This is a genomic window from Pseudomonas sp. Y5-11 (assembly GCF_022368695.1).
GTDB lineage: Bacteria > Pseudomonadota > Gammaproteobacteria > Pseudomonadales > Pseudomonadaceae > Aquipseudomonas > Aquipseudomonas parakoreensis.
Map to the genome: position 1 here is coordinate 2,721,012 of NZ_CP058974.1, position 21,492 is coordinate 2,742,503.

A 21,492-nucleotide genomic window follows, 5' to 3' on the forward strand; every position below is an offset into this window, starting at 1 on the left:
AGAAAAACCCGCTTCGGCGGGTTTTTTCATTCTGGTGTTTAACTAATCAGGAGTCAGAAATGAGCCAAGTTACTGTTCGTTCCGTGGTCTATCAGTTGGATGGTCAGCCCTATGAAGGTCGTCTGGCGTTCGATGCCGAGCACAAGGGCGCGCGCCCGGGTCTGTTGATGGCGCCGAACTGGATGGGCGTCAGCGCCGGTGCCGAGGAGATCGCCAAGTCGGTCGCGGCCAAGGGTTACGTGGTGTTCATTGCTGACGTGTACGGGCAAACAGTACGTCCGCAGAATGCTGACGAGGCCGGCGCGGCGATGATGCCGCTGAAGAACGACCGTGCACTGCTGCGCAAGCGCATGCAGGCGGCGTTCGAACAACTGCAGAAGCAGGCTGAGGCGGCGGTTGATACCTCAAAACTGGCGGTGTTCGGGTTCTGCTTCGGTGGTTGCTGTGCGTTGGATCTGGCGCGGACCGGTGCGCCGGTGAAGGCGGCGGTGTCGTTCCACGGCACGCTGGACTCGCCGAATCCGGCGGATGCCAAGAACATCAAGGGCTCGGTGCTGGTGCTGCACGGCGCTTCCGACCCGTTGGTGCCGAAAGAGCAATTGCCGGCGTTCGAAGATGAAATGAACGCGGCGAAGGTCGATTGGCAGTTGCTGAGTTACGGCGGTGCGGTGCACTCATTCACCGATCCGCACGCCAATGTGCCAGGCAAGATGATGTACGACGCGAAGACCGCCAAGCGTGCGTTCAAGTCGATGCATGATTTGCTGGAAGAAGTGTTCAAAGGCTGATTGTTTCAAAATCAAAAGATCGCAGCCTGCGGCAGCTCCTACATGCGATCGATGTAGGAGCTGCCGCAGGCTGCGATCTTTTGCTTTACCGGCCCGCCGGCAATTCAATCCGCTCAACTTCCCCCGGTACCGTCGGCCAATCCCCGGCCGCCCACTTGCGCCGCGCCTCATCGATCGCCGCCGGATCGCTCGCGACAAAATTCCAGTTGATCCGCCGTGGCCCGTCCAGTGCGGCGCCGCCAAACACCACCGCGTGCACATCACTCTCGGCAAACAGACTCATCGCTTCCCCGCCCGGCAACACCGCCAGCGCGTGGGGTTCAAGGGGCTCGCCATTTAATTGCGCATCGCCACTCAGCACATACACCGCGCGTTCTGCGTGCTCGGTCGGGATCAGCAGTGTGGTCGCGGTCTGCATTTTTATTTCGGCATACAGCGTAGGAGAAAGCACCGGTACCGGTGATTCCAAGCAAAAGCCTGACCCGGCAATCATCCGAATCTGCACGCCAAGGTTATTGCTGACCGGCAAGGTTGCGGCCGGGTGATGGCTGTAATGCCCAGGGCCTTGCTCATGATCCTTGGGCGAAGCCAGCCAGATCTGCAAGCCGTGCATCGTGAAGCTTTGCGCCCACAGCGGCTCGGGCGTGCGCTCGACATGGGCAATCGCACTGCCGGCGGTCATCCAGCTGACATCGCCGGCGCTGACCACCTGATTGGAGCCAAGGCTGTCCTTGTGCTGGATCTGCCCTTCGAAGAGGTAGGTCAGGGTCGACAGGCCAATGTGCGGATGCTGTCGGATGTTCATGCCTTTGCCCGTCGGATAAACCGTCTCGAGCATGTGGTCGAAAAATACAAATGGCCCGACGCTGCGGCATTTGGCTGACGGCAGCGGGCGCAGGATCGGCTGGCCTTCGACGTCTTCGGCGCGCGGGCGGATGATCAGTGGTTGCGTGTCCATGGTGCATTCCAGGCTGAGCGGGTGATGCCAGAAGCATAACCCGCCGCTGGCAAGAGGGTGATTACTGGCTGTCGAAGCCTTGTGGAGCGTGGGTTTCGATGCTGACGTCGCTGGTGGTCATCAGTTTGTGAATCGGGCAGCGATCGGCGACGCGCAGCAGTTCTTCACGCTGGGCATCGGTAAGGACGCCCTTGAGGGTAAGCGTCACATGCAGGGCATATTTGCCTTTCTGCTCTTCGCTGTTGTCGCGCTTGACCTCAACGCCGACGCCGGTCAGCGGGATGTCTTTCTTCTTCGCGTACATTTTCAGGGTCAGGGCTTTGCAGGCACCGAGCGCGGCGTCGAAGTAGTCGTGTGGCTCGGGTGCCGAGCCTTCGCCGCCGGCAGACTTCGGCACGTCGGCAAACAATTCGTGGTCATCGATCTGTACGGTGTGACGAAAACCTTCGGCGGAGACGGTATTGACGGTAACAGTCATGGCAACCTCACTGGCAGTAGGAAAAAGTCGTGCGATCAAAAAAGACCTTGCAGTTATAGAGCATTCCTACGGAGGCGCGTTCCACTTTCCTGCAGGATGAACCCTTGTTCTCGGCTCAGGGTCTAGGCTATGCCTACCTGTCGGAGATTACTTGTGTCCTTGTTTCGTTTGAGTCTTGCCTGCCTGCTGGCATGTGCCGGTAGCGCCAGCGCCCGTGATTACACTTACAGCGATGCGCACCTGCACTACGTGGATTTTTTCCAGGAAACCGCCGGCATGGCGAAATTGCTCACGGCCATGCAGGACAATTCCATCGACCATGTGATGATTTCCGGCATTCCCGTGGCGAAGAAATGGCATGAAGACGAACCCAAACGTCCGCGCTATTACGCCGGTGATGACGCCGACGCCTACTGGTACAGCGCCACCGACATGATCGTTGCCGATGCCGTGCAGAAACTGACGCCGGAGCAGCGTCTACACTTTCACCCATTCCTCTCGGGCTTCAACCCTAACGACAAGAACTCCGCCGCACACATCCAGCGCCTGCTCGATCTGTATCCGGGGCTGTGGCAGGGCATCGGCGAAGTGTTCACCCGCCATGATGACCTGACGGCACTGACCGCTGGCGATACCCCTCGGGCCAATAATGAAGCGATGAAGCGGATATATCACCTGGCCGCCGAAAACGATCTGCCGGTGATGCTGCATTCCAACATCACCTCCAAGCGTGAGAAAAATCCGCTGTACCTGAAAGAAGTCGAAGAACCGCTGCGAAATCACCCGCACACCCGGTTCATCTGGGCGCACGCCGGCACCAGTGCGGAGATCCATCGGCACCAGACGCAGCTGGAATTCCTTCTGCCCACCGTCAGCCGAATGTTGGAGGCTTACCCGAATCTGTTCATCGATCTGTCGTGGAGCATGCTCACGCCGTATCTGCTGGATGAGCAGGGCAAGCCGCGTGCGCAATGGCTGGCATTGGTGGAGAAATACCCTGAGCGCTTTATGCTGGGTTCGGATGTTGTAGGCCGATTCAACAAGCTCGGTGAGGAAATGCGCAGTTTCACGCCGTTCCTTGATGCCTTGCCCGAAGACGTGGCGCGTAAAGTCGCCCGGGATAACTTCCTGGCGATATTGCCGCGAACAGCAGCAAAGTCCGGTCAACCGCGCTGAATCGTTAATGCCGAGGGTTCGAAGTATCAAGGCCTTTTGATATCACCTTTTGGTCTTACGCAAATTTGCGCGGGGCCGATACCTTCTAGAGCAACCAGCTGCAGGGTTGATGCAGCGATTTTGGAAGGAACCAGAGTAATGAGCATCCGTAGTCTCAATATCGCGCCGCGTGCCGGCCTGGGTTTTGGTGTGTTGGCCTTGATGGTGTTTGCCTTGGGGGCGTTCGCCTTGCTGCAAATGTCGAACATGCGCGCCCAGTCGGATGAGGTCGACAACAACTGGCTGCCGAGTGTGATGGCGGTTGGCGAGATGAGTCAGGACATGCTGCGCCTGCGTGCGCTGACCATGCGTCTGTTGCTCAATCGGGATCCGCAGGCGCTGGCGCAGAATGTCGCCAAGCTCAATGACCTGCGCGGCGTGTTGAGCGAAGCCCAGCAACGCTATGACGTGTTGATCGTGCTGCCCGAAGAGCGCAAGTTGTTCGACCGCTTCAAGGTCGCCGAGCACCAGTATCTGGAGTTTCAGGCGCAAGTCATGCAGTTGTCCGCGAAGAATCGGGTGGAGGAGGCGGCGGCGATTCTCAACGGTGAGATGAGCCCGTTGGCCGATGACATGGCGGTCACTCTGAAAGAGTTGGTCGAGCTGAACAAGCACAACGCCAACCTTGCCACCGAAGCGGCGCGCCTGGTCTTCATCAATTCGCGGGTCTGGGTCGGCGTGATGATCGGCATCACTGCACTGATCACCATCGGTCTGGCGTTGTTGCTGACCCGCAGCATCGTCTTGCCTCTGACGCAGTCGCTGGGCGTGGCGGAAGTGGTGGCCGGTGGCGATCTGACGGGCGATATCAATATCTCCGGCAAGGACGAACCGGCGCGGCTGCTGCAGGCGCTGAAAAGCATGCAGCACAACCTGCGCGACACCATCCGGCAGATTTCCGAGTCGTCCAGTCAGTTGGCTTCGGCTTCGGAGGAGCTGAGTTGCGTCACCGAAGACGCCACACGTGGGCTGCACCAGCAGAGCCTGGAGATTGAACAGGCCGCCACGGCGGTCAATCAGATGACGGCTGCCGTTGAGGAAGTGGCGAGCAATGCGGTGGCGACGTCCGAGGCGTCACGCGAGTCTGATCGCATCGCCCAGCGTGGTCGCGAGCAGGTGCGGCAGACCGTGACGTCAATCGAATCCCTGGCAGATGACGTCACGTCGAATGCCACGCAGGTGGAGGATCTGGCGCAGAAGGTTCACGGCATCAGCAAGGTGCTGGATGTGATCCGTTCGATTGCCGAGCAGACCAACCTGCTCGCGCTAAACGCTGCGATCGAGGCAGCGCGGGCCGGCGATGCCGGTCGCGGCTTCGCGGTGGTGGCCGATGAAGTGCGCGCGTTGGCGCACCGCACCCAACAATCGACCCAGGAAATCGAGCAGATGATCGGCGGTATCCAGCAGGGTACCGATTCGGCGGTCAATTCGATGCAGCAGAGCAGCCTTCGCGCCAATTCAACGCTGGAACTGGCGAAGGCGGCGGGTGAGGCACTGGAGGAAATCGCCTCGGCGTTCACCTTGATCAACGAGCGCAACCTGGTGATCGCCAGTGCCTCGGAGGAGCAGGCGGCAGTGGCGCGGGAGGTGGACCGCAATCTGATGAATATTCGCGATCTGGCGACGCAGACTTCTGCCGGGGCTAATCAGACCAGTGCGGCGAGCCAGGAGTTGTCGCGGCTGGCAGTGGATTTGAACAATATGGTGGCCAGATTTTCGGTCTGATCTGACCGCTGAAGATCGAGCTGAACCCTGTGGGAGCGAGCCTGCTCGCGAAAGCGGTGTATCAACCACAAACATGTCGGCTGAACTGACGCCTTCGCGAGCAGGCTCGCTCCCACAGGGGGATATGTGTCGTCGCGAAAACTGCAGGCACAAAAAAGCCCCGCATCTGCGGGGCTTTTTGTTGTAGCGGCGGATCAGCTGCCCTTAACGGTTTTGCCGTTGACCGTGCCGTCCTGGAGCATGATGTTGTACTCCTTGCCGTCGGTTTCAACCTGTTGCAGGCGGACCAGCAGGTAATCCCAATCCTTGGCGAACCACAGCACGGTGGTGCGCTTGCTTTGTGTCGGATCGCGCACGCGCTCGACCTTGATTGCATCGATCTTGCCGGCCTTGGTGTCGACTTTCTCGGCACCCAGTACACGGAAGTCATAGGTATCGACTTCACCGTCATCGACCACCTGGTAGCTCATGGTCTTCTTGCCGGAGGCGACGTCGTGCTGCAGCGCCAGTTGATAGGTCGACTTGTCGACCATGCCACGGTTCAGCGGGATCTTCACTGCGTCGCCACGGTCGGTGCCGGTGACCATCTTGCTGTTCCAGTCGAAGTCCAGATCAGCCTTTTTCGCTTTGCCCAGACCACCACGTTCAAAGTGGTAGGACTGCGGCAGCAGAGTGTCCTTGTCCAGGGTCAGGGTGCTTTCTTCAGTCAGGCTGGCGATCATCATCGACGCCTTGAAGCTGAGTTTCCAGACGCCGTTGGCTTCCTTGGTCAGGCTGCGTTCGGCGGTGCCACTCATGGGCAACTGTTTCCAGTCGGCGGTGTAGCTCGCGGAGAACGGTTGAAGGTCTGCCGCCTGCGCGAAGGGCAGGGCGAGCAGAGCACAAGCGAAGAGCAGGGCGCGACGCATAAAATCTCCTAGTGTCGAATCAAGTGGCCGCTGGCCGCGAGTAACTGGCCATCCAGTAAAGCACCTTGCTCACCGAGTGCCAGTCGGCCTTCGGCAAACCAGCGTACAGCCATCGGGTAGATCAGGTGTTCCTGGACATGCACTCGCTGCGCAAGTGTCTGCGGCGTGTCGTGCAACTCTACCGGTATTACTGCCTGTACGACCAGTGGTCCACCATCGAGTTCCTCGGTGACGAAGTGCACGGAGCAGCCGTGTTCCGCGTCGCCGGCCTCGAGCGCCCGCTGATGAGTGTGTAACCCTTTGTATTTGGGCAGCAGCGACGGGTGGATATTGAGCAGGCGACCCTGGTAGTGACGCACGAAATCAGCGCTGAGAATGCGCATGAAGCCGGCCAGCACCACGAGTTTCGGGTTGAATTCGTCGATCAGTTCGATCAGGGCCGCATCGAAGGCCTCGCGACCTTCGAAGGCCTTGTGATCCAGCGAGCGGGTGGCGATACCCGCGTCACTGGCGCGTTGCAGGCCGTAGGCGTCGGCGCGGTTGGAAATCACCGCGGCGATGCGGACCGGGCTGTCGCCGGTCCGCGTGCTGTCGATCAGAGCCTGCAAGTTACTGCCGGTGCCGGACAACAGCACCACGACATCACAGGTCTGGGACATCAGTGAGCCTTGAGGTTTTTCAGCTCGACTTGAGCAGCGCCTTCGGCAGCGGCAGCGATCTGGCCGATGACCCAAGGCTGCTCACCAGCGTCACGCAAGGTGTTGAGGGCGACTTCAACGTGTTCCTGAGCCACGCAGATGACCATGCCAACGCCGCAGTTCAATACGCGGTGCATCTCGGTCTCGTCAACGTTGCCTTTCTCCTGCAGCCAGTCGAAGACCGCCGGGCGAGTCCAGCTGGCCACGTCAACCACGGCCTGAGCGCCTTTTGGCAGAACACGCGGGATGTTGTCCAGCAGGCCGCCACCGGTGATGTGGGCCATGGCCTTGACTGCGCCGGTGTCCTTGATCAGCTTGAGCAGCGGCTTCACGTAGATGCGGGTCGGGGCCATCAGCAGTTCGGTCAGCGGCTTGCCGTCGAGCTGAACGGTTTCGATGTCGGCGCCGGACACTTCGATGATCTTGCGGATCAGCGAGTAGCCGTTGGAGTGCGGGCCGGACGATGGCAGGGCGATCAGCGCGTCGCCGGTGGCGACTTTCGAGCCGTCGATGATGTCGGCTTTTTCCACGACGCCGACGCAGAAGCCGGCCAGGTCGTAGTCTTCGCCTTCATACATGCCAGGCATTTCAGCGGTTTCGCCGCCAACCAGAGAGCAGCCAGCCAGTTCGCAGCCTGCACCGATACCAGTGACGACGGTGGCGGCCACGTCAACGTTCAGCCTGCCGGTGGCGTAGTAGTCGAGAAAGAACAGCGGTTCAGCGCCGCACACCACCAGATCGTTGACGCACATGGCGACCAGGTCCTGGCCGATGCTGTCGTGCTTGTTCAGGTTCAGCGCCAGGCGCAGCTTGGTGCCAACGCCATCGGTGCCGGAAACCAGCACAGGCTGCTTGTAGCCGGCCGGGATTTCGCAGAGGGCGCCGAAACCGCCCAGGCCGCCCATGACTTCCGGGCGCGCAGTGCGCTTGGCGACGCTCTTGATGCGTTCGACCAATGCTTCACCGGCGTCGATGTCTACACCGGCGTCCTTGTAGCTCAGGGAGGGTTGCTTGCTCATGATCCAGGCCTTTAGGGGAGGGGATTCAGGGGTAACGACCGAGTTCAGCGGGAACATCGAAATCGAGAGGGCGATGGCCTCACGCGAATTTCGGGGTGCCCGGCTGTTGCCGGTCTGCGAAGGCGCGCGATTTTATCAGGCTTGAGGGGCAGCGGCCATCCTCGCGCCGACGGGCAGGGGCATAATCAGCGGAAATTTTTTGCAATTGTGCCGGGTGGCTGCCTGTATAAGGTGTACCGATTAACCGTCTATCGTTATCCCTGTGCAAAAACTTACCGCCGCCGTGTGAATGTTTTGCGATGGCAGATTGTCACAGCCTTGCTTAACCGGTTCACGCGGCCTGTTCCAGCCGCTCCTGTCGACGGGAATTTTCCATGCGTTTTTGTAAATTGTTGGTTGTGGGTTGTTTGTCCGTGGTCAGCCTGGCGAGTCATGCCGAAAACCTCAAAGGTCTCTATCAAGTGCGTCAGCCGGTCAGCAGCCAGGCGCCGGAAGAGCGTGATCGCGCCACGCAGGCGGCGCTGGATACGTTGGTATTGCGCCTGACCGGCGACCCGAAGGCGGTGCAAAATCCAGGGTTGGCAACGATTCGCAAAGACCCGCAGCAGATCATCAGCCAGTTCGGTTTTGATGCCGGGCCACCGGAAGTGCTGAAAGTCGATTTCGACCCGGCCACCACTGAGCAGGCGCTGCGTCGTGCGGGATTGTCGCTGTGGGGCGCGAGCCGGCCGTCGATCCTGAGTTGGTGGCTGAACGATTCGACTGAAGGTTCGAGCCTGGTCGGCGACGGTCAGGCAGCGGCGGCACCACTGCGTGCGGCGGCTCAGCATCGTGGTTTGCCCTTGCGTTTGCCGCTGGCGGATCTGAGTGAGCAACTGGTGGCCACCGCGCCGGTGCTCGACGGCACCGATCCCGCGCCGTTGCGCGGCGCTTCGGAGCGTTACGGCGCAGATGCCTTGCTGGCGGTGCATGCGCACGAAGAGGGCGGGCAGTGGCAGGCCAAGTGGCATCTGTGGCTGGGCGATCAGAAAGAGGCCGGCAGTGTGCAGGGCGCCGATCAGGCTGCCGTGGCCGATGCGGTGATGCTGGCGGTAGCGGAGCGTCTGGCGCCGCGCTTTGTCGCCAGGCCTGGCGCTTCGGGTCAACAGACTCTGGAAGTGCAGGGTATGAATCTTGAGCATTACGCCACGCTGCTGCGGTTACTCGAACCGTTCGGTGTGCGTCTGCAAAGTGTCGATGGTGATCGCATCGTGTATCGGGTCAACGGCAGTGCCGATCAGTTGCGCGCGCAATTGTCGCTGGCGAAGTTGCAGGAGTTGCCGGCCGAAGCTCCAACGCCAGCGCCAGCGCCAGTGCCAGCGCCAGCGCCGCAGCCAGCCGTCGCAGGTGCGGCGCCTGTTGCGGCTCCGGCGCCTGCACCGATAGCGCCTTCGTTGCGGTTTCGCTGGTAAGTCTTTCCTTATATAGAAAAGCAGGAGTGATACATGGCCGATACGCGGCGTTGGTTCTGGCTCGGTGGGGTAGTCCTGCTTTGCGCGTTTGTCTGGTTGCTGCACCCGATCCTCACGCCGTTTCTGGTGGCGTTGCTGCTGGCGTACCTGTTCGATCCGCTGGTGGATCGTCTGGAACGGCTGGGCCTGTCGCGAACCTGGGGCGTGATCGCGGTGTTTGCCTTGTTCACCCTGATTGTCACCACGTTGTTGCTGGTGTTGGTACCGATGCTCGCCAAGCAGTTGCTGCGCTTGTACGAACTGGCGCCGCAGATGCTCGATTGGCTGCAGCATACGGCGCTGCCCTGGGCGCAGTCGAAACTGGGGCTGTCGGATGGCTTCTGGAAGTTCGACAAGGTCAAGGCCGCGATCAGCGAGCACATGGGGCAGACCACCGACATCGTCGGTGTGGTGCTGAGTCAGGCCACGGCCTCGAGCCTGGCGCTGATCGGTTGGCTGGCGAATCTGGTGTTGATCCCGGTGGTGAGTTTTTATCTGCTGCGCGACTGGGACGTGATGATGGCCAAGATCCGCAGCCTGTTGCCGCGTGATCGTGAAGAAACCATCGTCTCGCTTGCGGGGGAGTGCCACGAGGTGCTCGGCGCGTTCGTGCGCGGGCAGTTGCTGGTGATGCTGGCGCTGGGCGTAATCTACGCAGCAGGTCTGATGATCGTTGGGCTGGAACTGGGGCTGTTGATCGGCCTGATCGCCGGTCTGGCGGCCATCGTGCCGTACATGGGCTTCGTGATCGGGATTGGCGCGGCGCTGATTGCCGGCTTGTTCCAGTTCGGTGGTGATCTGTATCCGATGATCGGGATTGTGGCGGTGTTCATGGTCGGGCAAGCGCTGGAAGGCATGGTGCTGACGCCTTTGCTGGTGGGTGACCGGATCGGTCTGCATCCGGTGGCGGTGATTTTCGCGATTCTGGCCGGCGGCGAGCTGTTCGGCTTTACCGGTGTGCTGCTGGCACTACCGGTGGCGGCGGTGATCATGGTGCTGGTGCGTCACGTGCATGATTTGTACAAGGACTCGGATATTTACAGCGGGACCGATGAGCCCGAGTTGTAATCCGATCACGGGTGGCCCGACATTGCGCCGGGTTGGCCCGTGTTTTGCGGTGAGTTCGTTCGGCGCCGCGTCAGAGAAACTGTCATAAAACCAGCGTGTTAACGCAAACCTTTGATTTTGCTTGAGGTCTGTCGCATTGTGCGCTCAGCTTCACGGGTATAAACTTCGCAAACTTTACACAGAGGCCACTAACGGTTCCTTGAGAACTGTTCAGTCAGCATGAAACCGATTCAGCTGCCCCTAGGTGTGCGTCTGCGTGACGACGCCACCTTCATCAACTACTACCCAGGCGCCAATGCCGCTGCACTCGGCTATGTCGAGCGCCTATGCGAAGCCGACGCCGGCTGGACCGAAAGCCTGATCTACCTGTGGGGCAAGCATGGGGTAGGGCGTACGCATCTGTTGCAGGCGGCTTGCCTGCGTTTTGAGCAGATGGGTGAGCCGGCGGTGTACCTGCCGCTGGCCGAATTGATGGATCGCGGCATCGAAATTCTCGACAACCTTGAACAGTATGAACTGGTCTGTCTCGATGACTTGCAGGTGATTGCCGGCAAGCCGGACTGGGAAGAGGCGATGTTTCATCTGTTTAACCGTCTGCGCGACAGTGGTCGACGCTTGCTGATTGCCGCTTCAACCTCGCCTCGCGAGCTGCCGGTGAAACTGGCAGACCTCAAATCGCGTCTGACGCTGGCGCTGATCTTCCAGATGCGCCCGCTTTCCGATGAAGACAAATTGCGTGCCCTGCAATTGCGTGCTTCGCGACGCGGCCTGCACCTGACCGATGAAGTCGGACACTTTATTCTGACCCGTGGCACCCGCAGCATGAGTGCATTGTTCGACCTGCTCGAACAGCTGGATCAGGCTTCGTTGCAGGCGCAACGCAAGCTGACCATTCCGTTCCTGAAGGAAACCCTCGGCTGGTAGTGCAGCCCTTGAAATCCGCAGGTTTCAGGCGGTTTCGACATATTTCAGGCGCCAGAAAATCCGCTTTTCCGCACGGGGTGCAGACTGCGTATCGAGTCAAATGGGCTTAAGCGCTTAGATGTAAACGAGAAACCGGGAAGTCACAAAAAGATCGATTGAATTTGCAAATGAGGCCGATAGCGGGCATAGTCTCGGCTTCTTTACAACTTCAGCCACGGTCGTGCCCATGCTAAATCGCTTCGCACCCCTCGTGCCTCTCGCACTCGTCACCCTGTTGTTCGGTTGCGCTGCTCATTCTCCAGTTCAAGAGCAGCCTCAACAGGTTAAAAATTCTGCCACTGCCCAGTCTTCCGTTATTTACCAGGAAGAGCTGGCCACCGAAAAAGAACTCGCCGATTTCAACGGCAAGAAGCCCTACGAGCTTCCGGTTCTGGCCGACAGCATCCTCGAACGCGGCATGTCCCTGATCGGTACCCGTTACCGTTTCGGCGGTACCTCTGAAGCCGGTTTTGACTGCAGCGGTTTCATCGGTTATCTGTTCCGCGAAGAAGCCGGCATGAATCTGCCGCGCTCCACCCGCGAAATGATCAACGTGGATGCGCCTCTGGTCTCGCGCGGTAATCTTGAGCCGGGCGATCTGCTGTTCTTCGCCACCAATGGTCGTCGCGGTCGTGTAAGCCACGCCGGGATCTACCTGGGTGACAATCAGTTCATTCACTCCAGCAGCCGTCGCAGCGGCGGTGTCCGCATCGACAGCCTGGGTGACAGCTACTGGAGCAAGACCTTCATCGAAGCCAAGCGCGCCCTCGCGATGGCACCGACCGTGGTCACCGCTCGCAAGTAATTCCCCGTTGTCGCCACGTCCGTGGCGACAAAAACGGATCCCGGCAAGGGAGTAGACCTAGACTTTACAAGGTGAAGTTAAAGTCTTACTTGAAGTTTGCCGTGTAGCCGCTAGAATCCTGTATCTATATTGATGGCAAACCGCCTGCGTGCTCCGCAGGCGGTTTTGTTTCTGTCCATTCGGCAGAGAAAGCCGCAGCCAGATCAGGATGTTCTGCTTATGACGATGTCGGCCCGCCTCACATTGATTTTCTTCGCAGCGCTGCTCAGCGCCTGCGCCAGCCGCACCCCGCCGCCTGCGCCCGTGGTACGCGCTCCGGTGGTGTTCGGGCCCTCCCAAGCTTTTTCGCCCGCTGCTGAGGATGTGCTGTTTCGCGCGCTGGGCCTGGTTGGCACGCCCTATCGCTGGGGCGGCAACACGCCAGACTCCGGGTTTGATTGCAGCGGTCTGATCGGTTTCGTCTACCGCGATGCCGCCGGCATCTCCCTGCCGCGCTCCACCCGCGAGATGATCGTGATGCAGGCGCCGAATGTGGGCAAGGAAGGGTTGCAGACCGGCGACCTGATCTTCTTCGCCACCAACGGCGGCTCTCAGGTCAGCCATGCGGGGATCTACGTGGGGGAAGGTCGCTTCGTGCATGCGCCAGCCACCGGCGGCACAGTGAAGCTGGACAGCCTGTCGAAGGCGTATTGGCAGAAGGCGTATTTGAGTGCCAAGCGGGTGTTGCAGCCGGAGCATCTGGCGCATAACCCCTAGTAAAAAATCGCAGCAATCCTAATGTGGGAGCGAGCCTGCTCGCGAAAGCGGTGTATCAGTCAACTCAATGTAGGCTGACACTCCGCATTCGCGAGCAGGCTCGCTCCCACAGTTGTTTTGTGGCGGGCCCACGTTACTTGGCGGACGACACTCGCCACACCTTGTTCCCCACATCATCGGCCACCAGCAAACCACCTTGCTGGTCAATCACTACGCCAACCGGGCGGCCCAATGCGTTCTCGTCCTTGTCGAGGAAGCCGGTCAGCACATCCACCGGTGCTCCGTTCGGCTTGCCGGCGGTGAATGGTACAAAAATCACCTTATAGCCACTGTGCGGTTTGCGGTTCCATGAGCCGTGCTGGCCGATAAACGCGCCTTCCTTGAACTGCGCGGGCAAGTTGTTGCCCTCGGCGAAGGTCAGGCCCAACGAGGCGGTGTGCGGGCCGACGGCATAATCCGGAGCGATGGCCTTGGCCACCAGATCCAGATTCTGCGGCTTCACCCGAACATCCACGTGCTGACCGTAATAGCTGAAAGGCCAGCCATAGAAGCCACCGTCCTTGACCGAGGTGATGTAGTCCGGCACCAGGTCGCTGCCGATTTCGTCACGTTCGTTGACCGCTGTCCACAGCGCGCCTGTGGTGGGCTCCCACGCCAGGCCGTTGGGGTTACGAATGCCCGAGGCGAAGATCCGGTGATTGCCCGTGGCGCGATCCACTTCCCAGATCGCGGCGCGACCTTCCTCTTTATCCAGACCATTCTCGCCGACATTGCTGTTCGAGCCGACGGTGACATACAGCTTGCTACCGTCCTTGCTGGCGATGACGTTCTTGGTCCAGTGATGGTTCAGCGTACCGCCCGGCAGGTCGGTAACCTTGATCGGCTGTGTGTTGATCTCCGTCGCACCGGGTTCGTAGTGGAAGCGCAGCAGGCGATCAGTGTCAGCGACGTACAAATCGTTGCCGACCAGGGTCATGCCGAACGGCGAGTTGAGGTTCTGCAGAAACACCGTGCGGGTCTCGGCCATGCCGTCGTGATCGGCGTCGCGCAGCAGGGTGATACGGTTCGGGCTTGGCACGCCGGCACCGGCTTTGCCCATGACTTTCTTCATCACCCAGCCGCGAATACCGCTGCTGTCATCCGGTTTGGGCGGCGCGTTGGTTTCCGCCACCAATACGTCACCGTTGGGCAGCACGTAGAGCCAGCGTGGGTGATCGAGGCCTTCGGCAAATGCAGCCACTTGCGTACCGGCTGCGGCGGTCGGTTTGCCACCTGCAGGCCAGCCGACCGCTGGGGCGATGTTCACCGTCGGGATCAGGGTTTTGTTCGGTTCAGGCAGTTTCGGTGACGGACCGGTGCCGTCGGAAACTTGCAGGCTGGAGGATTCACCGCAGGCGGCGAGCCCTCCGGCGAGAGCGATGACGAGAGCGAGTCGGGTTTTGCGCATTGCTGATCTTCCCTATGAATGCATGCTTAATCATAGAGAACCCTGCGCACCCGATGGTTCAACCGCTATCCGCGAGCCTCTTTGAACAGCACGGCGATGCCCGGGTGATAATTGCCCGCTTCGCTGCGCAACTTGCGGTAGGCGTAGGGGAAATACCAGGCCACGGCGCAGCAATGCTCCTTTTGCAGGTCGTCGACCATGTCCTGCAGTTCTTCGGGGCTGGCACTGTGCTGGGCCTTCTGCGGGGCGACGAACAGACAGCCGAGCTTGAGGTCGCTGGCGAAGCTGATGCGTTTGGCATCGCTGGTGATGTCCAGCAGGGCCTGAGTCAGGTTGAGGTTGTTGACCCGCGGCCAGCGCTGGGTGGCCTGAAGGTAGGCGCGGTCTTCGGCGCCGGCGATGAACAGATCGGCGCGGGCATTGCGCTCGCCATCCTCGTTCTGTTTGCGAGTGGTGGTATCGCAGAGGGTAACCAACTCGGCCATCCAGGCCGCAGCGGAGAGCAAGCCGAGATTGGCGTTCTCGTCATGCCAGTAGGGCGTGTCGTTGTCACCGCGTACCGCGTTGTAACGGTCAATACAGTCAAACCAGCGTTCAAGCACCGGGCGCAGGAATTCCAGGCGCGGGTTGCTGATGATCATGCCTTGCATCGTCATCATCCTTATTGTTGTGGTGTGCTTTTTCAATCAAAAGCATGGCTCTTTGATATCACTTGTCTCAGTGTGGCACAAGATTGGCGTCAGATAATTGATCGGCGGCAGTTATTCGCCCGACGGCCCCCTCTTTAATTGACGCTCCACCCCCAACCCTCTAACCTTCGCGGCTTGTTTCAGGTGCTCTGTGACGCGTGTCGACAGAGTGAAACAGGGAAGCCGGTGAGGGTTGTCTTCAGGTGAAGCACGATCACGATCCCGGCGCTGCCCCCGCAACGGTAAATGAGTGAAAACTGCGCATTGAGCCACTGTGTCGACCGACGCGGGAAGGCGCGCAGTCAGGCGATTCGCCGCTCATGAGCCCGGAGACCGGCCTGATCCATCCAGCGGCATCACGGTGGGCGATGCCAGGCTTTTTGCCGTCTGTTCTTGTGCCTGCCCGCCGTTATCCAGCCTCAACGGAGAGCTCCCCCATGACCGATTCCCCCGAGCGCGACGAACGCCATCTGGCGCGTATGCAGCGCAAAAAAGCCGTGATCGACGAACGCATCGCCAATTCCCCTGACGAGTGCGGCCTGGTGCTGGTGTTGACCGGCAATGGCAAAGGCAAAAGCAGCTCGGCGTTCGGCATGCTTGCCCGTGCCATGGGCCACGGCATGCAGTGTGGCGTGGTGCAATTCATCAAGGGCCGCAACAGCACCGGTGAAGAGTTGTTCTTCCGCCGCTTCCCCGAGCAAGTGCGTTTTCACGTGATGGGCGAGGGTTTCACCTGGGAAACCCAGGATCGCCAGCGTGACATCGCCGCCGCTGAAGCTGCGTGGGCAGTGTCCCGCGAGCTGCTGCGTGATCCGTCGATCGGCCTGGTGGTGCTGGATGAACTGAACATCGCCCTGAAACACGGCTATCTCGATCTGGATCGAGTGCTCAGCGACCTGCAGGCGCGTCCGCCGATGCAGCACGTGATCGTCACCGGTCGCGCGGCCAAGCCGGAAATGATCGAAATGGGCGATACCGTCACCGAAATGGGCATGCTCAAGCACGCCTTCCAGGCCGGCATCAAAGCGCAGAAAGGCGTCGAACTTTGAATCAACCACGTCACTGCCCGGCGGTACTCATCGCCGCGCCGGCCTCCGGTCAGGGCAAGACCACCGTCACTGCCGCGCTCGCTCGCTTGCATCGCAATCAGGGGCGCAAGGTGCGCGTGTTCAAGTGCGGCCCGGACTTCCTCGACCCGATGATTCTCGAACGCGCCAGCGGTGCGCCGGTGTATCAACTGGACATGTGGATGGTCGGCGAGCAGGAAAGCCGCCGTCTGCTGTGGGAAGCTGCTGCAGAAGCCGATCTGATCCTGATCGAAGGCGTGATGGGCCTGTTTGACGGTACGCCATCGAGCGCCGATCTGGCACGGCATTTCGGCGTGCCGGTGCTCGGCGTCATCGACGGCACGGCCATGGCCCAGACGTTCGGCGCATTGGCCCTGGGCCTGGCGCGCTATCAGCCGGACTTGCCGTTTGCCGGCGTGCTGGCCAACCGCGTCGGCACGGTGCGCCATGCGCAGTTGCTGGAAGGCAGCCTCACCGAAGGCCTGCGCTGGTACGGCGCACTGTCGCGGGAAACCGGAATCGAGTTGCCGAGCCGCCATCTCGGTCTGGTGCAGGCCAGCGAATTGAATGATCTGGACCTGCGTCTCGACGCGGCCGCCCAAGCGTTGGCCAGCAGTTGCGAGGTAGCGCTGCCACCGGCCGTGGAGTTCGCCGCGCCTGAAGTGATCCCTGCCGAACCGCTGCTCGACGGCGTGCGCATTGCCGTCGCTCGTGACGAAGCCTTTGCCTTCACCTACGGCGCCAGCCTCGATCTGCTGCGGGCGATGGGCGCCGAGTTGAGTTTCTTCTCGCCGATCCGCGATACGCAGTTGCCCGACGCCGACAGTCTGTATTTACCCGGCGGTTACCCGGAGTTGCACCATGTGGCGCTGGGGCAAAACACCGCGATGCTGGATGCGATTCGCGCGCACCACGCAGCCGGCAAACCGCTGCTTGCCGAGTGCGGCGGCATGCTCTATCTGCTCGACGCGTTGACCGATGTCGACGGCACCCGCGCCGAACTGGTCGGGCTGCTGCGCGGTGAGGCAGTGATGCAAAAACGTCTGGCGGCACTGGCACTGCAAGCGGTGGATTTGCCAGAAGGTTCGTTGCGCGGCCACACCTATCACCATTCCCTGACCAGCACCGAACTGACGCCGATTGCCCGGGGAGTCAGCCCGAATGGCGGGCGCGGGGCGGAGGCGGTTTATCGGGAGGGGCGGATGACGGCGTCGTACGTGCATTTTTACTTTCCGTCGAATCCGGCGGCGATTGCCGCATTGTTTGCGCCAGATCTCAAGGCCGCCATCGCTGGCAAGCCAGCTCCCACAGTGGCCGGTGTCATGCCTGAAGAAACGCGATTCCCTGTGGGAGCTGGCTTGCCAGCGATGGGGCCATGACCGACAACGCCTATTCCGAGGCCGAACGCGCAGCCGTCTACCGAGCCATCGCCGAGCGCCGCGACATGCGCCACTTCACCGGCGGCACGGTCGAGCCGGAGCTGCTGCGCCGTCTGCTGGAAGCCGCGCATCAGGCGCCCAGCGTCGGCCTGATGCAGCCATGGCGCTTTATCCGCATCAGCGATCGCGCCTTGCGTGGGCAGATCCAGAACCTCGTCGAAGAAGAACGCGTGCGCACCGCCGAAGCCCTCGGCGAGCGCAGTGACGAGTTCATGAAGCTCAAGGTCGAAGGCATCAACGACTGCGCCGAAGTGCTGGTCGCGGCGCTGATGGACGATCGTGAAAAACACATTTTCGGCCGTCGTACGCTGCCGGAAATGGACCTGGCCTCGCTGTCCTGCGCGATTCAGAATCTGTGGCTGGCGTCCCGTGCCGAGGGGCTGGGCATGGGCTGGGTGTCGCTGTTCGAACCGCAGGCGCTGGCCGATCTGCTGCAGTTGCCGGCCGGGGCCAAGCCATTGGCAGTGTTGTGCCTGGGGCCGGTCAAGGCATTCTATCCGGCGCCGATGCTGGTACTCGAAGGGTGGGCGCAGGCGCGGCCGCTCAATGAGTTGCTGTACGAAAATTATTGGGGAGTGAGTCAATGAGTGTGGCGTTGTTGAGTGTCGCCGCAGTCGCGCTGGATGCGCTGCTGGGTGAACCGAAACGCTGGCATCCGCTGGTGGCGTTCGGCAATTTTGCCGGGCGCATCGAGCGCCGTTTCAATGCGGGCGGACGTGGCTGGCGCAGTCACGGGGTCACCGCGTGGGTGATCGCGGTGCTGCCGCTGACCTTGCTCGCCACCGCGTTTTCCTGGGCGCCGTACGTGGGCTGGATCGTCGAGATTCTGGCGCTGTATTGCGCCCTTGGCATGCGCAGTCTTGGCGAACACGTCGAGCCCGTGGCCAAAGCCCTGCGCAGCGATGATCTGGAAGAAGCACGCAAACGCGTGGGTTATCTGGTCAGCCGTCAGACCAGCGAACTGGACAGCACCGCCGTCGCCCGCGCCGCCACCGAATCGGTGCTGGAAAACGGCAGTGACGCGGTGTTCGCCGCGCTGTTCTGGTTTGTCGTGGCCGGTGCGCCGGGCGTGGTGCTCTATCGCCTGAGCAATACGCTCGACGCAATGTGGGGCTATCGCAACGAACGCTTCGAGCGCTTCGGCTGGTGCGCGGCAAAAATCGACGACGTGCTCAACTACATTCCGGCCCGACTGGTGGCGCTGACCTACGCGCTGCTGGGCAACACCCGGCTCGCCTGGAAATGCTGGCGCAGCCAGGGCCCGCAATGGGACAGCCCCAACGCCGGTCCGGTAATGGCGGCTGGCGCCGGTGCGTTAGGCGTCGAACTGGGCGGACCGGCGATTTATCACGGTGAGCTGCATGAGCGTCCGCAACTGGGCGAAGGTGCGCCGGCGGATGCCGATTCGATTGATCGCGGCTGGCAATTGGTCCAGCGCGGGGTATGGTTATGGCTGCTGATTCTCTGCGTGGGGGCTGAATTCTATGCTTGAGCACGGTGGCCGGCTGCGCAAGGCTGCACTCGATTACGGGATTGCCGAGGCCAACTGGCTCGACCTGTCCAGCGGGCTTGCGCCGTGGCCGTTTGCGGTGCCGCAGATTCCGTTGCGCGCCTGGGCACGCTTGCCGGAAACCGACGACGGGCTGGAGCAGGCCGCGTGTGATTACTACGGTGCTTCGCAGGTGCTGCCGGTGGCCGGTTCGCAAATGGCGATCCAGCTGCTGCCGCGTTTGCGCCGTGCCGGCAAGGTCGGTGTGTTGTCGCCGTGTTATGCCGAGCACGCCGAAGCCTGGCGTTGCAGTGGTTATATCGTGCGCGAAGTGCTGGAGCAGGAAGTGGAATTCTTTCTCGACAGCCTCGACGTGCTGGTGGTGGTCAATCCGAACAATCCCACTGGCCTGAGCCTGACCCCGGCGCGGCTGCTCGATTGGCATGCGCGGCTGGCCCAGCGCGGCGGCTGGCTGGTGGTCGATGAAGCGTTCATGGATAACACGCCGCAGCTGAGCCTGGCCTCGCACACCCATCAAGTTGGCCTGATCGTGTTGCGCTCGTTCGGCAAGTTTTTCGGTCTGGCGGGGGTGCGTCTGGGGTTTGTACTGGCCGAGCGCAAGTTGCTCAGGTTGCTCGCCGAACAGGTCGGACCGTGGGCGGTGAGCGGGCCGACACGGGTGCTCGGTCAGGCCTGTCTGCAGGACACTGAAGCGCACACTCGGCAACGTATTCGCAGCGATGAGGCCAGTGAACGTCTGGCGCTGCTGCTGGAGCGTTATGGCTTCAAACCCCATGGGGGTTGTGCGTTGTTTCAGTGGCTGATCACCGAGCACGCGCCTGCGTTGCACGAGTTCATGGCGCGACGCGGCATCCTTCTGCGCCTCTTCACCCACAACAGCAGTCTGCGTTTTGGCCTGCCCGCCAACGCCGCTGAAGAAGCGCGCCTCGAACAGGCGCTGCAAGCCTTTGCCAAGGAATCGAAATGACCACCCTGATGGTGCAAGGCACCACCTCCGACGCCGGTAAAAGCACGCTGGTGACGGCGCTGTGCCGCTGGGCCACCCGTCAGGGCGTGGCGGTGGTGCCGTTCAAACCGCAGAACATGGCGCTCAACAGTGCGGTGACCGCCGACTGCGGCGAGATTGGCCGGGCGCAAGCGGTGCAGGCGCAAGCCGCGCATCTCGAACCGCACACCGACATGAACCCGGTGCTGCTCAAGCCCAACAGCGACACGGGCGCGCAGGTGATCATCCATGGCCGCGCGATCACCAGCATGAACGCAGTGGCGTATCACGACTACAAAGCCATCGCCATGCAAGCGGTGCTCGCGTCGCACGAGCGGCTGAGCGCGGCCTATCCGCTGGTGATGGTTGAAGGCGCCGGCTCGCCGGCCGAGATCAATCTGCGTGCCGGTGACATCGCCAACATGGGCTTCGCCGAAGCGGTGGATTGCCCGGTGCTGCTGATCGCCGACATCAATCGCGGCGGGGTGTTTGCGCATCTGGTCGGCACGCTGGAGTTGCTGTCGCCGAGCGAGCAGGCGCGGGTCAAGGGCTTCATCATCAACCGCTTTCGCGGTGACATCGCCTTGCTGCAACCGGGCCTCGACTGGCTGGAACAGCGTACCGGCAAACCGGTGGTCGGCGTGCTGCCGTATGTGATGGATCTGCATCTGGAGGCTGAGGACGGTATCGACCAGCGCCAGACCGACAAGGCTGAGCAAGTGCTGAAAGTGGTGGTGCCGGTGCTGCCGCGTATCAGCAATCACACGGACTTCGATCCGCTGCGTTTGCATCCGCAGGTTGATCTGCAATTCATCGGCCCGGGGCAGGCGATCCCTGCCGCCGACCTGATCATCCTGCCCGGCTCGAAAAGCGTGCGCAGCGACCTCGCGTATCTGCGTGCCAATGGCTGGGACGCGGCGATCAATCGGCACTTGCGCTATGGCGGCAAGTTGCTGGGGATCTGCGGCGGTCTGCAAATGCTCGGCGAGCAGGTGCACGATCCGCTGGGCCTGGAAGGCGCGCCGGGCTCCAGTGCCGGCCTCGGTTTGCTGGCGTTCGAAACCACGCTGGAAGCCGAGAAGCAGTTGCGCAATGTCCGTGGGCATCTGGCGCTGGAAAACGCCGAGGTCAGTGGCTATGAAATCCATGCGGGCGTGACGGTGGGGCCGGCGCTGGAGAATGCGGCGGTGCATCTGGATGACGGTCGTTGCGACGGCGCGCAGAGTCTGGACGGGCAGGTGTTCGGCACCTACCTGCATGGCTTGTTCGAATCACCGCAAGCCAGTGTCGCGTTACTGCGCTGGGCCGGGTTGAGTGATGTGCAGACGGTGGATTACCACCGCTTGCGCGAGCGCGATATCGGGCGGTTGGCGGATCTGGTGGAGCGGCATCTGGATACCGGGCTGCTGCGTCAGCTCTGCGGGATTTGAATGGCCTGCCCAGGCCCCATCGCTGGCAAGCCAGCTCCCACAAGGGAGTGAGGT

21 protein-coding genes and 1 riboswitch are annotated in these 21,492 nt (G+C 61.3%); of the genes, 14 read left to right on the forward strand and 7 right to left on the reverse strand.

Annotated features, from left to right (window positions below):
• The first annotated feature begins 59 nt into the window (after window positions 1–59).
• Window positions 60–788, forward strand: coding sequence for a dienelactone hydrolase family protein (locus tag HXW87_RS12240; RefSeq protein WP_239778974.1), 729 nt, complete (start codon window positions 60–62; stop codon window positions 786–788).
• Between the two features lie 85 nt (window positions 789–873).
• On the opposite strand, the gene HXW87_RS12245 is transcribed toward HXW87_RS12240, so the two are convergent.
• Window positions 874–1,746 carry a pirin family protein gene (locus HXW87_RS12245; protein ID WP_239778975.1) on the reverse strand — a complete coding sequence of 291 codons (873 nt, stop codon included), beginning with the start codon at window positions 1,744–1,746 and terminating at the stop codon, window positions 874–876.
• Between the two features lie 61 nt (window positions 1,747–1,807).
• On the reverse strand, window positions 1,808–2,224 hold the full coding sequence (locus HXW87_RS12250) for an OsmC family protein (RefSeq protein ID WP_047292859.1): 417 nt from the start codon (window positions 2,222–2,224) through the stop codon (window positions 1,808–1,810).
• Window positions 2,225–2,377: 153 nt separating this feature from the next.
• Between HXW87_RS12250 and HXW87_RS12255 the strand changes: the two genes are divergently transcribed.
• Both HXW87_RS12255 and HXW87_RS12260 read left to right on the forward strand, forming a co-directional pair.
• Complete coding sequence (locus HXW87_RS12255) at window positions 2,378–3,400, forward strand: amidohydrolase family protein (protein ID WP_239778976.1); 1,023 nt, start codon at window positions 2,378–2,380, stop codon at window positions 3,398–3,400.
• 138 nt (window positions 3,401–3,538) lie between these two features.
• Window positions 3,539–5,164, forward strand: coding sequence for a methyl-accepting chemotaxis protein (locus HXW87_RS12260; protein ID WP_239778977.1), 1,626 nt, complete (start codon window positions 3,539–3,541; stop codon window positions 5,162–5,164).
• A 194-nt stretch (window positions 5,165–5,358) separates the two neighbouring features.
• On the opposite strand, the gene HXW87_RS12265 is transcribed toward HXW87_RS12260, so the two are convergent.
• The 3 genes from HXW87_RS12265 to purM are packed head-to-tail and all read right to left on the reverse strand — an operon-like array spanning window position 5,359 to window position 7,789.
• Entirely contained in the window at window positions 5,359–6,072 is a 714-nt protein-coding gene (locus tag HXW87_RS12265; protein ID WP_041074363.1) for a DUF3108 domain-containing protein, read from the reverse strand.
• 8 nt (window positions 6,073–6,080) lie between these two features.
• Window positions 6,081–6,731, reverse strand: coding sequence for a phosphoribosylglycinamide formyltransferase (gene purN / locus HXW87_RS12270; RefSeq protein ID WP_108182081.1), 651 nt, complete (start codon window positions 6,729–6,731; stop codon window positions 6,081–6,083).
• Window positions 6,731–7,789 carry a phosphoribosylformylglycinamidine cyclo-ligase gene (purM, locus tag HXW87_RS12275; protein WP_239778978.1) on the reverse strand — a complete coding sequence of 353 codons (1,059 nt, stop codon included), beginning with the start codon at window positions 7,787–7,789 and terminating at the stop codon, window positions 6,731–6,733. Before purM ends, purN begins: the two co-directional genes overlap by 1 nt.
• 374 nt (window positions 7,790–8,163) lie before the next feature.
• On the opposite strand from purM, the gene HXW87_RS12280 reads away from it, so the two are divergent.
• The 5 genes from HXW87_RS12280 (at window position 8,164) to HXW87_RS12300 (ending at window position 12,871) form a co-directional block, all read left to right on the forward strand.
• A complete protein-coding gene (locus HXW87_RS12280; protein ID WP_239778979.1) occupies window positions 8,164–9,240 on the forward strand; it encodes a DUF2066 domain-containing protein in 1,077 nt (358 codons plus the stop codon).
• A 33-nt stretch (window positions 9,241–9,273) separates the two neighbouring features.
• Window positions 9,274–10,347: an AI-2E family transporter gene (locus HXW87_RS12285; RefSeq protein WP_041074356.1), complete on the forward strand. Its 1,074-nt coding sequence runs from the start codon at window positions 9,274–9,276 to the stop codon at window positions 10,345–10,347.
• Window positions 10,348–10,566: 219 nt separating this feature from the next.
• A complete protein-coding gene (gene hda / locus HXW87_RS12290) occupies window positions 10,567–11,271 on the forward strand; it encodes a DnaA regulatory inactivator Hda (protein ID WP_025111852.1) in 705 nt (234 codons plus the stop codon).
• 226 nt (window positions 11,272–11,497) lie between these two features.
• Window positions 11,498–12,115 (forward strand): NlpC/P60 family protein, encoded by a 618-nt coding sequence (locus tag HXW87_RS12295; RefSeq protein WP_041074354.1) that lies wholly within the window; start codon window positions 11,498–11,500, stop codon window positions 12,113–12,115.
• Between the two features lie 219 nt (window positions 12,116–12,334).
• A complete protein-coding gene (locus tag HXW87_RS12300; RefSeq protein ID WP_034156233.1) occupies window positions 12,335–12,871 on the forward strand; it encodes a C40 family peptidase in 537 nt (178 codons plus the stop codon).
• A 133-nt stretch (window positions 12,872–13,004) separates the two neighbouring features.
• Here the strand turns inward: HXW87_RS12300 and HXW87_RS12305 are convergent, their stop codons facing one another.
• Together HXW87_RS12305 and HXW87_RS12310 are read right to left on the reverse strand one after the other, a co-directional pair.
• Window positions 13,005–14,318, reverse strand: a complete 1,314-nt coding sequence (locus HXW87_RS12305) for a sorbosone dehydrogenase family protein (RefSeq protein WP_239778980.1) — start codon at window positions 14,316–14,318, stop codon at window positions 13,005–13,007.
• A gap of 65 nt (window positions 14,319–14,383) precedes the next feature.
• Window positions 14,384–14,968: a hypothetical protein gene (locus HXW87_RS12310; protein ID WP_145593439.1), complete on the reverse strand. Its 585-nt coding sequence runs from the start codon at window positions 14,966–14,968 to the stop codon at window positions 14,384–14,386.
• Window positions 14,969–15,132: 164 nt separating this feature from the next.
• Window positions 15,133–15,364, forward strand: a riboswitch (cobalamin riboswitch).
• An 80-nt stretch (window positions 15,365–15,444) separates the two neighbouring features.
• On the opposite strand from HXW87_RS12310, the gene cobO reads away from it, so the two are divergent.
• From cobO to HXW87_RS12340, 6 genes are read left to right on the forward strand one after another with little or no spacing between them, the layout of a single operon-like run.
• Window positions 15,445–16,056, forward strand: a complete 612-nt coding sequence (cobO, locus tag HXW87_RS12315) for a cob(I)yrinic acid a,c-diamide adenosyltransferase (RefSeq protein ID WP_041074346.1) — start codon at window positions 15,445–15,447, stop codon at window positions 16,054–16,056.
• The gene (locus HXW87_RS12320; protein ID WP_239778981.1) at window positions 16,053–17,453 is read left to right on the forward strand and encodes a cobyrinate a,c-diamide synthase; all 1,401 of its coding nucleotides are present in this window, start codon (window positions 16,053–16,055) and stop codon (window positions 17,451–17,453) included. The genes cobO and HXW87_RS12320 overlap by 4 nt, the downstream gene beginning before the upstream one ends.
• Window positions 17,450–18,100 (forward strand): 5,6-dimethylbenzimidazole synthase, encoded by a 651-nt coding sequence (gene bluB / locus HXW87_RS12325; protein ID WP_239778982.1) that lies wholly within the window; start codon window positions 17,450–17,452, stop codon window positions 18,098–18,100. The genes HXW87_RS12320 and bluB overlap by 4 nt, the downstream gene beginning before the upstream one ends.
• A complete protein-coding gene (gene cbiB / locus HXW87_RS12330) occupies window positions 18,097–19,005 on the forward strand; it encodes an adenosylcobinamide-phosphate synthase CbiB (protein WP_095667135.1) in 909 nt (302 codons plus the stop codon). Before bluB ends, cbiB begins: the two co-directional genes overlap by 4 nt.
• On the forward strand, window positions 18,998–19,990 hold the full coding sequence (cobD, locus tag HXW87_RS12335; protein ID WP_239778983.1) for a threonine-phosphate decarboxylase CobD: 993 nt from the start codon (window positions 18,998–19,000) through the stop codon (window positions 19,988–19,990). The genes cbiB and cobD overlap by 8 nt, the downstream gene beginning before the upstream one ends.
• Window positions 19,987–21,438 (forward strand): cobyric acid synthase, encoded by a 1,452-nt coding sequence (locus HXW87_RS12340; protein ID WP_239778984.1) that lies wholly within the window; start codon window positions 19,987–19,989, stop codon window positions 21,436–21,438. Before cobD ends, HXW87_RS12340 begins: the two co-directional genes overlap by 4 nt.
• Window positions 21,439–21,492 lie beyond the last annotated feature (54 nt).